Genomic DNA, 13359 nt, shown 5'->3' with positions numbered 1-13359 from the left:
CCGACCGGGTGGGATCAGGCCGCCAACATGAGAAGCTGAAGCAAAACTGCCGCTCTCCGGAACACTCCGGGGAGCGGCAGTTTTTTCGTGTGGAGGGAGAATGTCTTACGTTTTCATAAAGAAAAGCGATGGATTCCCTTGGGTGTGTTGACGGAGCATGACCGGACCTGTTACAATCGGCCCTGCTGCGCGCTGCGGCGGGAAATGCGCTCTATCACATGCTGGGCGCTTCGAAGGGACTGTATATATCCAATAACATTTTCTTCACACTGGCGCTGGGCATTTTGATGCTGAACATCCTGGAGCAGGGGAGGAGCACCCCGCACCGGGGGAAAAAGGTCCTGTGTATCGGCGGTGTGGCCGCCGTCCTGGTCCTGGGGGCCGTTCTGGCAGAGGGAGGGATCATAGTCCTGCCCTTTATGCTCACGGCCTACGTCCTGCGGGACCGGGTCGCTCTGCGCAACGGGCTGTGGCTGGCCGGCTCGGCCGTGCTGCTGGCGCTGTCCTATGTGCCCTATCCGACCCGGTTTGAGACGCTGGTCATGCTGGGATATAATTCCGATTTTCTCTTTGTTCTGGCGATTCCCTTTCTGATGCTCTATAATGGGGAGCGTGGACCCAAAACAGCGGCGTCCAAATATCTGTTTTATGGATTTTACCCGCTGCATCTCTGGGTGATCGGCCTGCTGGCGCTGGCCGTGGCCTGAGTGCACGGAGCGGAGAAAAGGAGACGTGGGGTATGTATCGGCTCATCGCACTGGATATTGACGGGACCCTGATCGGTCCGGACGGCCGGGTGAGTCCCGCCAATCGGGAGGCTATCGCCCGGGCCCGGGCGGCGGGGATGAAGGTCGTGCTGTGCACCGGCCGCTCCTGGCAGGAGTCGGAGGATGTGGCCGACCAGGCCGGGTGCGACCGCGTGCTGGTCTGCCAGGGGGGCGCGGCCCTGGCCGATCTGGGTCTGCGGCGCAACACCCGCCGGTGGGACATGCCCCGGGAGACCGGATTGGCCCTGGTGGAGCGGCTGGAGCGGGAGGAGCTGGGCCTTATGCTCTTCGCTGGGGAGGAGCTGCTGGTCAATCCCAAGGGGGATGAGATTTTTCGCACCTATCCCAGCGCCGGGTTCCACCGGTGCAAGCGGGTGGAGGGAAGCCCCGGCGCTGTCCTGGAGCGGGAGGGGCTGCCCCTGAGCAAGATCTATGCCCAGGGTGCGCCGGAGACCTTCCCGCCCCTGCTGGCGGAGCTGGGAGAGTACGCCGATGTGGAGCTGACCTCCTCGGCACCCTATAATTTTGAGATCGTCCCCGCCGGTGTGGACAAGGGGACCGGCCTGGCTGCCCTGGCCGGAGGGCTGGGGATCGCGCTGGAGGAGTGCGCCGCCATCGGGGACAGTGACAACGACCGGGGCATGCTGACGGCGGTGGGAATGCCCATCGCCATGGGAAATGCCACCGAGGCCATCCGTGCCCTGGCGCGCCGGATCACCGCCAGCAACCGGGAGGACGGTGTGGCAAGGGCCATTGACCGCCTGCTGGAAGCAAATTGAGGAGAAAACAGAAAGGGCCCGGGACGGTTTTTCCGTCCCGGGCCGCTTGCTTACGGTGCTTCCACTTCCGGCGGAGCGTCGGCCGGGCGGAGGAAGCGCCGGCAGAACTCCTCCGCAGGGAGGGGGTGGGAGAAGTAATATCCCTGTACCATGTCGCAGGGATAGTGCTTGAGAAATTCCAGCTGCTCCTGGGTGGAGATCCCCTCGGCCACTGTCTTGAGGCCAAGGCGGCGGGCCAGCTGAAGGACGGCCTCCACCACAATGGCGGTGCGGGGACATTCCGGCTGGGAACGCAGCCCGTCAAAGAGGGATTTGTCCAGCTTGATGGTGTCCACCTGGACCTGCTGGAGCATATAGAGGGTGGAGTAGCCGCTGCCGAAGTCGTCGATGGAGCACTGGAAGCCCATCTGATGCATGGCCTCCACCACCTCGGAGAAGAAGGTGGGATTCTCCCCCATCATGGTCTCGGTGAGCTCAAACTCCAACAGGGAAGGGGGCACGCCGTAGCGCTCCTGGATGGCCTGATAGGCGGCCAGGGTGCCCACGGCCAGGTTGGCACGGGAGAAGTTCACCGAGATGGGCACCGGCTCCAGCCCGGCGTCCAGCCACTGGCGCAGCTGGATACAGCTCTGCTCAAACATATACCGGTCCAGCCGGGTGATAAAACCGTTGCGCTCAAAGTACGGGATAAAGGAGTCCGGGCGGAAAAAGGCCTGCTCCCCGTCCTGCCAGCGGACCAGGGCCTCCGCCCCCACCACCCGGCGGCCGGCCAGGGAGAATTTGGGCTGGAGATAGATCTTGAAATCGCCGTTCTCCAGCGCGCGCTCCATCTGATTGCAGATGTTCTGCTCCCGCAGGCGCTGCTCCTGGTCCTCCGGACGGTACCAGGCACAGGTGGAGAGCTTGTCTGTGGAGTGCTGCCGGGCCCGCTTCCGGGCCAGATTGGCCTGGTCCAACAGATCGGAGAGGGGATGGGTCGGATCGTTGACCAGACACAGGCCGATGGTGAGATGGAGGTAGTAGGGGGTGGGCGTGTGCTCGTTGAAGCGGTTGACATGGCGGGCCATCTCCTCCAGCCGGGCCTCCAGCGCGGCGGGAAGGTCCGCGTGAAGGAGGAGAAGGAATTGATCCTGGGTGTCCCGGGCCACTAGCTCTCCGGGCTGGAGGCGGTCCTGGAAGGAGCGGCACAGGTGGGAGAGGACCCGGTCCCCCGCGCGCTCTCCAAAAATCCGGTTGACCAGACCAAAGGCCTGGATATCCGCGCTGACCAGGACATAGGAGGCGGGAGGGGCCTCCGGGAGGATCTTTTCCACCCGCATGGAGAAGCGCAGGGCATTGTCCCCCCCGGTGACGGGATCGGAGAAGGCCAGCTGCTCCAGCAGCTGGGTATGCCGCTGCTGCGCCCGGCGGAAAAAGTACAGGAACAGCAGGAAGGCCGCCCCCAGCAGGAAGCACAGAAGGATTCCCAGCAGCATGGCCTGGGAGAGGGAGCGGTTCATGCTCTCCAGCGGCGTACGCAGCAGCAAAAACCAGTTCCCGAACGGAAGGGGGAAGTAGGTGATGGCCGCCTCCTCCACCGTGTTGTGATAGTAAAAGATGCCCTGGCGGCCCTCGGAGAGGTCGGAGCGAAGCTGATCCAGAGAACAGTCCCGCTCGGGCACGGTGCGGGAGAGAAGATCAAAGACATTTTCGCCACACGGCTCCGAGAGAATGATGGAGCCGTCAGACTCTACAATGGTGATGCGGTCGGACTGGTTCTGGGGGAACCAGCGGGTCACAAACCGCTGGGTGTCCCGCCAGATGAGAGCACCCAGAATGGAATTGTCGTGGCCTACGATGGGCACGGCGTACACCAGATACTCGGTCTGGTCGTCCAGGGAGAATTCCTGGCTGATCGCCAGTACTTCGGAGCCCTGGAGGGCCTGCTCCACAATGGAGTTTCCCGCCATGGAAAACGAATTGCCGTTGGTGAGGTAGAGCGTCCCGTCCGGCTCGGCCAGCGCCAGCTTGTCCAGGGTCTGCCCACCGGCCAGATTGCGCAGGTGGGTCAGCCGATTCTCCCGGTTCGACAGGTTGGCGCAGGTCTCGGCCGCCAGGTTCAGGTTATAAAAATCCTCTTCGATCCGGCTGGTCACCGTGAGAACGGCGTTCTTCGCATTTTCCAGGAGATACTGGTCGGTATCCGAGCGCATCAGGTGGAGTACACGCAGCGTATAGGCCGTAGCACATCCGATCACGGCCAGACAGACCAGCACCAGCGCGGCAGCGGTCCAGGTCCGGGATTTGTCGGAAATATCCTTCATATACAGCCTCCTGATCCATAGGATGAGGTGGTTTTTTGCACCGCAAAGTGGTTACATATGCATTTTATTTTATCACAGGAAGATAGGCGGCCGCAACCGTGTATTTTCCGGTCGAAGGAACGGCCTTTTGGACAAAATGACCCGGGCAGGTTGCTTTTTATATGGAGAGCGGATATAATTTGAAATAAGTGGAACTTTCCCTGCTGAAATGCGTCTGATGATTGGAAACATCCCAACGTCATTTTCCGGAGGTGTATGGAATGAAAGGAACAAGATGGCTCTCCGCAGCCCTGGCCCTGACCATGACGGTGAGTCTGAGCGCAGCGCCCGCGGCGGCGGCGACCTTTACCGATCTGAACGGCCACTGGGCCAAGGCTGATGTGGAATATCTCTCCTCCCTGGGGCTGGTCAGCGGATATAATGACGGGACCTTCAAGCCCGACGCCGCCATGAGCGCGGTGGAGGCCCTGCTCTTCTGTGCCCGGGTGACCGGCATCGACAGCGCCACCAAGACCAAGATCGCCCAGGCCTGGGAGGATACCCTGAAGGAGATCGTGCCCGCCGATATGCTCACCTGGGCGGCCCCCGATCTGGCAGTGTGCCTGGAGACCGGGATCATCACGAGCGCCGAGCTCAAGGCCCTGGCCAACGGGAGCGGGCTGCTCAACGCCATCCACCGGGAGAAGGTGGCCCTCTACCTGGCCCGGGCCATGCAGATCGACGGCGCGGCCGAGAGCCTGACCGAGTACGAGCTGACCTTTGCCGACCAGGACAGTATCTCCCGGGACCTGCGGCCCTATGTGTATCTCCTCACCGACTACGGCATCCTCAAGGGGGACGAGCTCAACCGCTTCCTCCCCAAGAGCAGCGTGAACCGTGCCTCGATGACCTCTCTGATGCGCCGTGCCATGGACTTTATGAAGGAGAAGGGCATCACGGTGGAGCTGGCCGACTACACCACCTATGACTGGGTGGGCGGCACCATCACCTCCACCTCGGTGAGCAGCGGCGGGACCACCGTCCTCACCATCCAGAGCCCCCTGAGCGGCGCGCGTACCCTCACCCTCCCCGCCGGGGGCACCATCTATGAGAACAATATGAAGTCCACCGGCGGAGCCCTGAAAAACGGCTCCTATGCCCGGGTGAAGCTCAACAGCAGCGGCACCCCCACCGCCGTCTGGGTCAGCGGCGCGCTGGAGACGCTGTCGGGCAGCGTATCGGATATGGAGGGACATACGGTCACCGTGCAGACCGGCAGCGGCGTGCGCGACTTCCGGGCCGACCGCTTTACCGAAGTGCAGGTGGGCAACGGCACCGGCGGCGTGGAGCTGCTGGACGACGGGGCGGGCTATGCCCGGGCCGAGTGCATGGTGGATGCCCAGGGCCATCTGGCCGCCCTGCGCCTCACCGGCGGCACCCGGCAGGAAAATGGCCTGCTCTCCGAGGTGAAGAGCAACAGCGACGGGTCCTACACGGTACAGGTCACCAGCATGAGCGGGGTGAAGACCCGCTATACCGTGCCCTCCGGAGCGGGGGTCACCATTAACGGCGCGGTGGGCAAGCTGAGCACCGGCCATGTGGGAGACTATGTGACCCTGCGGGTCTCCAACGACGAGGTTTCCACCGTCTCCGCCCTGAATGTGGATACCGCCTCCGACTATGTACAGGGCTCCATCCGCAGCGTGAGCTACTCCCAGACCCCCGGCAAGCTCACCATCAACGAGTTCAAGAGCGGGAAGAGCGTGACCTACACGGTGGCCAGCGGCGCGGTCATCACCTATGACGGCAAGGCCACCACCCTCTCCAAGCTGGAGAAGAACGCCTATGTGACCCTGCGCCTCTCGGGCACCGAGGCCGCCGAGGTCCTGGCCTATCCCGGCTCCTCCACCGAGGAGGGCGTCATCACGTCCATCACCTACGGCTCCCCCATGGTGATGGAGGTCACCCGCGCGGACGGACAGGTCCTCACCTTTGACATCGACCTGACCGATCCCCCGGAGGTCTACCGCAACGACGCGCGCAGCTCCATCGACCGGCTGAAAAACGGCGACTCGGTGGTGGTCACCGTGCGCTACCAGGAGGTCAGCTCCATCGACGCCACGCCCCAGAGCGCCAACGCCAGCGGCATCATCCAGAAGGTGACCATGGACACCAGCGGCACCCTCATCGAGGTGGCCCTCTCCGATGGGGGAACCGCCTCCTACCGGGTGAGCGCCGGGGTGTCGGTGACCCAGGACGGCAAGGCCGTGTCCATCGACTCCCTCAAGCCGGGCTATCAGATCGCCATGGTGCTGGACGGAGACCAGATCCTCTCCATCGAGGTGGACAAGAGCGCCGTCTCCTCCAACCAGATCGACGGCACCGTGCTCTATGTGAACAGCACCAGCGAGGAGATGCTCATTCAGCGGCGGGGCGAGGACCAGAGTGTCATCACCGTGGATGTCTCCGACGCCCAGCTCCTCTCCGTGACGGGGGGAGAACTCTCCCTGCGGCAGTTCGAGACCAACCAGAACGTGACCATTTACGGCTCCTATGACGGCCTGACCTTCCGGGCCACGCTGGTCATCCGGACCTAAAACACAGCTTGCATGGCGGCCCGCGGGCTTACAGCCCCCGCGGGCCGCGTCTTTTCCCCAGGTGCGCCTTGACTTTTGGGGAAGAAGTGAATAAAATGAAGAGAACCGACACCAAACTGACAAAAAAGGATTGAGAAAAAATATGGCACAGGACAAAAAGCAGGTGGAGCAGATCACCGATATGGAGGTGGACTTCGCCAAGTGGTTCACCGACGTGTGCAAGAAGGCGGAGCTCATCGACTACTCCTCCATCAAGGGTATGTTCATCCTCCGGCCCTACGGCTACGCCATCTGGGAGAACTTTCAGAAGATCCTGGACGAGAAGTTCAAGGAGACCGGACATGAGAACGTGTATCTCCCCATGCTGATCCCCGAGAGCCTGCTCCAGAAGGAGAAGGACCACGTGGAGGGCTTTGCCCCTGAGTGCGCCTGGGTGACCTACGGCGGCTCGGAGAAGCTGGAGGAGCGCTACTGCATCCGGCCCACCTCGGAGACCCTGTTCTGCGAGCACTATGCCAACATCATCCACTCCCACCGGGACCTGCCCAAGCTCTACAACCAGTGGTGCTCCGTCCTGCGCTGGGAGAAGACCTCCCGCCCCTTCCTGCGCCACCGGGAGTTCCTGTGGCAGGAGGGCCACACCATGCACGCCACCGCCGAGGAGGCCATCGCCGAGACCGAGCGCATGTTCAACATCTACGCCGACTTCTGCGAGAACTACCTGGCCATGCCCGTGGTGAAGGGCCGCAAGACCGACAAGGAGAAGTTCTCCGGCGCTGAGGCCACCTACACCGTGGAGTGCATGATGCACGACAAGAAGGCCCTTCAGGCCGGTACCTCCCACTACTTCGGGGACGGCTTTGCCACTGCCTTTGACATCACCTTCACCGGCAAGGACAACAAGCCCCACCATCCCTTCCAGACCTCCTGGGGCGTGTCCACCCGCCTGATCGGCGGCGTCATCATGACCCACGGCGACAACAACGGTCTGGTCCTGCCCCCCCGCATCGCCCCCACCCAGGTCATCATCATCCCCGTGGCCCAGCACAAGGAGGGCGTTCTGGAGGCCAACGAGGCCGTCATGAACCGCCTGAAGGCCGCCGGCATCCGGGTGAAGATGGACGCCTCCGAGCAGTCCGCCGGCTGGAAGTTTGCCGAGTACGAGATGAAGGGCGTGCCCCTGCGCCTGGAGATGGGCCCCAAGGACATGGAGAAGAACCAGTGCGTGCTGGCCCGCCGGGACAACGGCGAGAAGAGCTTTGTGTCCCTGGACAACATCGAGGAGACCGTCAAGACCATGCTGGACGCGGTGCAGCAGGGTCTCTTCGACAAGGCCAAGAAGAACCTGGAGGACAACACCTACGCCTGCTCTTCCCTGGAGGAGGTCAAGGAGAAGATGGCCAGCCAGGGCGGCTTCGCCAAGACCATGTGGTGCGGCGATCTGGAGTGCGAGCTCAAGATGAAGGAAGAGGCCGGCGTCTCCTCCCGCTGCATCCCCCTGGAGCAGGAGCACCTGGGCGATGTGTGCCCCATCTGCGGCAAGCCCGCCAAGCACATGGTGTACTGGGGCGTGGCGTACTAAATACAAAACGGTAAGCGAGATATGGAACGAGGGCCGTCCCACCGGGACGGCCCTCGTTTGCTGTATGGAGAGCGGGGGTTCCTGTCAGCCAAAATCATGCCGGTCGCCGCAGTGACTGCCGATGGACTCCAGTGTGGTGACGATGGCCTCGATCCTGTGGAAGCAAGCCGGATCGGAGAGCGTATCGTCCCGAAGAATGGCGCGGATCTCCTCCAGGGCGCGGTAGCAGACCGATTCCACCAGCGTCTGTGCGTCCAGCTTCAGCTCGGGAAAGCGCACCTCGATTCGCTCTTGTGCCAGTGCGTGGATCAGGATCTCTTTGTATAAATCCAATGAAATCACCTCATGCTTAGAATATCTGGTTTTCAGATAAAAAGCAATATCTGAAAATCAGATATTCTAAGATGGCGTGGGTGATTTTATTATGAGAATAGAACCACTGCGCTATGAGCGCATCCGAAATATGAGGATCGACCGGGATCTGACGCAGCAGGAGATTGCGCAGGTGCTCCACATCAAACAGAATACCTATTCCCAGTATGAGACGGGTACCCTGAACTATCCGCTGGAAGTGGTAGCTGCACTGGCTCAGTTCTACGGAACCAGCGTGGACTATCTCCTGGGACTGACCGACGAGCAAAGGCCTTACCCTCGCCGGAGGGAGTAGCGGGAGAAAAATTCCGTGTTGCATTTCCGGAAAAATGGGTTTATAATGACCTCAACCTGTTAAAGTGAGGAAGTAACCATGAGACAGCAGCCCCTCACAACTGCATCCTATTTTGTTTCCTTTGGCTGGGCCCGATTTATGGGCGCCGGCTTTTTTGGCATGGGGAAATAAGAGGGATGAGATGAGTGGGGGACCTGCCGAAGGTCTATTCTTTGCCGCAATTTGTGGGCGCTCATTGAGTTCATCAATGAGCGCCTTTTGTTATGTAAAGCACAGGTGTACGGGCCGGAAGGACCCGGATACAGAAAGGATGGAAATACTATGGTAGTCGTAATGAAACCCGGCACGCAGCAGCAGGAGATCCAGGCCCTGGCCCACAGCTTTGAGGAGATGGGCCTCCAGGTGGGCATCACCAACGGCGTGGGATGCAGCATCCTGGGCCTGGTGGGCGACACCACCGCCGTGGACATGGACAAGATCTCCATCAATCCCCACGTGGAGCGGGTCATGCGGGTGCAGGAGCCCTATAAGAAAGCCAATCGGAAGTTCCATCCCGAGGACAGCGTGGTGGACGTGCAGGGCGTGAAGATCGGCGGGGGCCACTTCGCCGTCATCGCCGGGCCCTGCTCGGTGGAGAGCGCCGAGCAGGTCACCTCCATCGCCCGGGACGTGAAGGCGTCCGGCGCGGCCATGCTCCGGGGCGGCGCCTTCAAGCCCCGCACCTCCCCCTACTCCTTCCAGGGCATGGGGGAGAGCGGCCTGGACCTCCTGCTGGAGGCCAAGGCGGCCACCGGACTGCCCATCGTCTCTGAGATCATGGCCCCCCGGTATGCCGAGCTCTTCGAGGAGAAGGTGGACCTGGTGCAGATCGGCGCCCGGAACATGCAGAACTTCGACCTGCTCAAGGAGGTGGGCAAGCTCTCCAAGCCCGTCCTCCTGAAGCGGGGCCTGGCCAACACCTACGAGGAGTGGATCATGTCCGCCGAGTACATCATGGCCGCCGGCAATGAGAACGTCATCCTCTGCGAGCGGGGCGTGCGTACCTTTGAGACCTACACCCGCAACACCCTGGACCTCTCCGCCATCCCCGCCATCCGGCAGATGAGCCACCTGCCCATCATCGTGGACCCCTCCCATGCGGCGGGCATGTACTGGATGGTGGAGCCCCTGGCCCTGGCCGCCACCGCCATTGGGGCCGACGGCCTCATCGTGGAGGTCCACAACGATCCCGCCCACGCCAAGTGCGACGGACAGCAGTCCCTCACCCCCGAGAAGTTCGACACCCTCATGAAGAAGGTGGAGAGCCTGCGCGCCTGGCGTGAGGGCCAGAACTGAGAGAGGAGCAGCCATGAAAACACTGAGGGTAGACCTGCCCGGACGGGCCTATGACATCCACATCGAACGGGGCGCCCTGGACCGGGCGGGCGAGCTGTGCCGCGGCGTGCTCCCCCGGTGTACCCGCCTCTTTGTGGTGACCGACTCCAATGTGGCCCCCCTCCACCTGGGACGGGTGGTGAAGAGCCTGGAGGAGGCCGGCTTTGAGACGGCCTGCCAGGAGATCCCCGCCGGGGAGAGCAGCAAGTCCCCCGCCATGCTCACCGAGCTCTGGGAGAACATGATGGACTTCGGCCTCACCCGCACCGACGCGGTAGTGGCCCTGGGCGGCGGCGTGGTAGGCGATCTGGCTGGCTTTGCGGCCGCCACCATCCTGCGGGGGGTGGATTTCATCCAGATCCCCACCACCCTGCTGGCCCAGGTGGACTCCTCCGTGGGGGGTAAGGTGGCGGTGGACCTGCGGGCCGGGAAGAACCTGGCCGGGGCCTTCTGGCAGCCCAAGCTGGTCCTCATGGACCCGGAGGTGCTGGAGACCCTCCCCGACGGCGTGTTCGCCGACGGCATGGCGGAGGTCATCAAGTACGGCTGCATTCAGGACGCCGCCTTCTTCGATTTCCTGGCCCAGCGGCCCAGCCGGGGGGAAATCATGGCAGAGATCGAACACGTCCTGTATACCTGCTGTGATTTAAAACGCAGCGTTGTGGTGGAGGACGAGCGGGACGTGGGCGCCCGGCTGGTCCTCAACTTCGGGCACACTCTGGGCCACGCCTACGAGCTGGCGGGGAACTACACCCGCTGGACCCACGGTCAGGCGGTGGCCGCCGGGATGGTGCGGGCAGCCGCCCTGGGCGAGAAGCTGGGAGTCACCCCCGCCGGGACGGGGGAGCGCATCGCCGCTCTGCTGAAGGCCTTCGCCCTGCCCACCGCCATTCCCTGCACGGCGGAGGAGTATGCCGCCGCTGTGGGGCTGGACAAGAAGGGAAGCGGGGGAGACATCCAGGTCCTCCTGCTGGAGGAGATGGGGAAGGCGGTCCCCCACCGGATGACCAAGGCCGCCCTGCTGGAGGAACTGAAATGAACGTGACCATTACCCCCAAGAAGCTGGCGGGGGCCATCACCCCGCCCCCGTCCAAGTCCCAGGCCCACCGGCTCATCATCGCCGCCGCCCTGTCCGACGGGTTCTGCCATCTGTCCAACGTGTCCCTCTCGGAGGACATCCAGGCCACCCTGCGGTGCATGCGCACCCTGGATGCCGACGCCTCGGCCGACGGCACCGTCATCCGGGGCGCCGACCTGGTGGACGGCCACGAGGACCCCGCCCCCACCGTCATGGACTGCGGGGAGAGCGGTTCCACCCTCCGCTTCCTCATCCCGGTGGCTCTCGCCCTCAAGGGGAAGGGGAGCTTCACCGGGCACGGCCGCCTCATGGAGCGGCCCCAGGAGCCCTATTTTGAGCTCTTTCGGGAGAAGGGGATCACCTGGAGCCGGGAGGGAAGCGTGCTCACGGTGGAGGGACACCTCACCCCCGGGATCTACGCCATCCGGGGGGACGTGTCCTCCCAGTTCATCACGGGACTGCTCTACGCCCTCCCCCTCCTGGACGGGGACAGCGAGATCCATCTCACCACCGAGCTGGAGAGCCGGGGCTATGTGGACATGACCCTGGACGCCCTGGAGCGGTTCGGCGTGGAGGTAGAATATGACGGGGCGCGGACCTTCCGGGTCAAGGGGAACCAGATCTACCGCCATCAGGACCTGACCATCGAGGGGGACTGGTCCAACGCCGCCTTCTGGTTTGCCGCCGCCGGGATGGGGTGCGAGCTGGATATCCAGGGGCTCAATCCCCTCTCCTGCCAGGGGGATATGCGCATCGCCGCCCACTATGCCGCCCTGTGCGGGGAGGAGCTGGTCCGGGAGGCGGGGGAGACGCCCGCCGCCCGGGAGGGCCGCCGGACGGTGGAGCTGGATATGAGCCAGTGCCCCGACCTGGTGCCCCCGGTGGCCGCCCTGGCCGCCCTCACCCCCGGGTGCGACACCCATCTGGTGAACGCCGCCCGCCTGCGCATCAAGGAGAGCGACCGCCTGGCCACGGTGACCGAGGTCCTCAATGCCCTGGGCGCCCAGGTGGAGGAGTACCCCGATTCTCTCATCATCCACGGCCGGGCGTCCCTGGCCGGAGGGGTCACCGTGTCGGGCCACAATGACCACCGCATCGCCATGATGGCCGCCATTGCCGCTATCCGGTGCGAGGCCCCCGTGACCATCACCGGAGCAGAGTGCGTGAAGAAGTCCTACCCCAACTTCTGGGAGGAGTATGCGCGGCTGGGCGGAGCCATCCGCCGGGAGGAGGAAGCGGTATGAGATACACCATCTTCGGCGAGTCCCACGGCCCGGCCATCGGCGTGACCCTGGAGGGGGTGCCCGCCGGGCTGGCCCTGGACTGGGACTTCATCCGCGCCGAGCTCAAACGCCGTGCGCCCGGGCAGGACGACACCTCCACCCCCCGGCGGGAGGCCGACGAGGTGGAGATCCTCTCCGGCGTCTTTGAGGGCCGGACCACCGGCACTCCGCTGTGCGCCGTCATCCGCAACACCGACACCCGGAGCCGGGACTACAGCAAGCTCCGGGACATGCCCCGGCCGGGCCACGCCGATTACACCGGACAGCTCCGCTACGGGGGATACAACGACTACCGGGGCGGGGGACACTTCTCCGGACGGCTCACCGCGCCTTTGGTCTTTGCCGGGGCGGTGGCCAAGCTGGCCCTGGGGGAGCGGGGAGTCACGGTGACCGCCCGGGTCTCCAACATCGGCGGCATATCTGACCCCACGCCCGAGCAGGCCCGGGCGCGCATCCTGGAGGCCAAGCGTGAAGGCGACTCGGTGGGGGGCTGTGTCCGCTGCACCGTGGAGGGCATGCCCGCCGGACGGGGCGCTCCCGACTTCGGGTGCAATGTGGAGGGGATTTTCTCCCAGTACCTCTTTGCCATCCCCGCGGTGAAGGGGATCGCCTTCGGGGCCGGATTCGGCTTTGCCGCCATGCAGGGGAGCGAGGCCAACGACCCCTTCTGTCTGGAGGGGGGCGCGGTGCGCACCGCCACCAACCACACCGGCGGTGTCAACGGCGGCATCACCAACGGGATGCCGGTGGAGTTTGAGGTGGTCTTCCGCCCCACACCCTCCATTTCCAAATCCCAGCGGACCGTGAGTCTGAGCACCATGGAGGAGCGGGAGCTGGTGGTGGAGGGCCGTCACGACCCCTGCGTGGTGCTGCGGGCCGTGCCCGTGGTGGAGGCCGCCGCCGCCCTGGCCGCCTGCCAGGTGCTGGGACTGGACTAGAGAGAGGAGCAC

At 63.8% G+C, this 13359-nt stretch carries 11 protein-coding genes; 9 read left to right on the top strand and 2 right to left on the bottom strand.

What is annotated here, in order from left to right:
* Positions 1-167 precede the first annotated feature (167 nt).
* Positions 168-707, top strand: coding sequence for a TraX family protein (locus tag H8S34_RS07445; RefSeq protein WP_494545930.1), 540 nt, complete (start codon positions 168-170; stop codon positions 705-707).
* Positions 708-739: 32 nt separating this feature from the next.
* Positions 740-1546 carry a Cof-type HAD-IIB family hydrolase gene (locus H8S34_RS07440; protein ID WP_101691646.1) on the top strand — a complete coding sequence of 269 codons (807 nt, stop codon included), beginning with the start codon at positions 740-742 and terminating at the stop codon, positions 1544-1546.
* A gap of 50 nt (positions 1547-1596) precedes the next feature.
* On the opposite strand, the gene H8S34_RS07435 is transcribed toward H8S34_RS07440, so the two are convergent.
* Positions 1597-3849, bottom strand: coding sequence for a bifunctional diguanylate cyclase/phosphodiesterase (locus tag H8S34_RS07435; protein ID WP_101691647.1), 2253 nt, complete (start codon positions 3847-3849; stop codon positions 1597-1599).
* Between the two features lie 260 nt (positions 3850-4109).
* Between H8S34_RS07435 and H8S34_RS07430 the strand changes: the two genes are divergently transcribed.
* Positions 4110-6425, top strand: coding sequence for an S-layer homology domain-containing protein (locus H8S34_RS07430; RefSeq protein ID WP_186963514.1), 2316 nt, complete (start codon positions 4110-4112; stop codon positions 6423-6425).
* A gap of 142 nt (positions 6426-6567) precedes the next feature.
* Positions 6568-8007, top strand: a complete 1440-nt coding sequence (gene proS, locus H8S34_RS07425; protein WP_101691649.1) for a proline--tRNA ligase — start codon at positions 6568-6570, stop codon at positions 8005-8007.
* An 84-nt stretch (positions 8008-8091) separates the two neighbouring features.
* On the opposite strand, the gene H8S34_RS07420 is transcribed toward proS, so the two are convergent.
* Positions 8092-8340, bottom strand: a complete 249-nt coding sequence (locus H8S34_RS07420) for a hypothetical protein (protein ID WP_186963513.1) — start codon at positions 8338-8340, stop codon at positions 8092-8094.
* Between the two features lie 91 nt (positions 8341-8431).
* Here H8S34_RS07420 and H8S34_RS07415 point away from each other — a divergent pair, with 91 nt between their 5' ends.
* The 5 genes from H8S34_RS07415 (at position 8432) to H8S34_RS07395 (ending at position 13347) form a co-directional block, all read left to right on the top strand.
* Positions 8432-8674, top strand: coding sequence for a helix-turn-helix domain-containing protein (locus H8S34_RS07415; protein WP_186963512.1), 243 nt, complete (start codon positions 8432-8434; stop codon positions 8672-8674).
* Between the two features lie 321 nt (positions 8675-8995).
* The gene (gene aroF / locus H8S34_RS07410; protein WP_101691653.1) at positions 8996-10009 is read left to right on the top strand and encodes a 3-deoxy-7-phosphoheptulonate synthase; all 1014 of its coding nucleotides are present in this window, start codon (positions 8996-8998) and stop codon (positions 10007-10009) included.
* Between the two features lie 13 nt (positions 10010-10022).
* Positions 10023-11087, top strand: coding sequence for a 3-dehydroquinate synthase (aroB, locus tag H8S34_RS07405; RefSeq protein WP_101691654.1), 1065 nt, complete (start codon positions 10023-10025; stop codon positions 11085-11087).
* Positions 11084-12370 (top strand): 3-phosphoshikimate 1-carboxyvinyltransferase, encoded by a 1287-nt coding sequence (gene aroA, locus H8S34_RS07400; RefSeq protein ID WP_186963511.1) that lies wholly within the window; start codon positions 11084-11086, stop codon positions 12368-12370. Before aroB ends, aroA begins: the two co-directional genes overlap by 4 nt.
* Entirely contained in the window at positions 12367-13347 is a 981-nt protein-coding gene (locus H8S34_RS07395; RefSeq protein ID WP_101691656.1) for a chorismate synthase, read from the top strand. Before aroA ends, H8S34_RS07395 begins: the two co-directional genes overlap by 4 nt.
* The last annotated feature ends 12 nt before the right edge of the window (positions 13348-13359 follow it).

It is taken from the genome of Pseudoflavonifractor hominis (assembly GCF_014288125.1).
Taxonomy (GTDB): domain Bacteria; phylum Bacillota; class Clostridia; order Oscillospirales; family Oscillospiraceae; genus Pseudoflavonifractor_A; species Pseudoflavonifractor_A gallinarum.
This window is presented reverse-complemented; position numbering and strand designations above follow the sequence as displayed.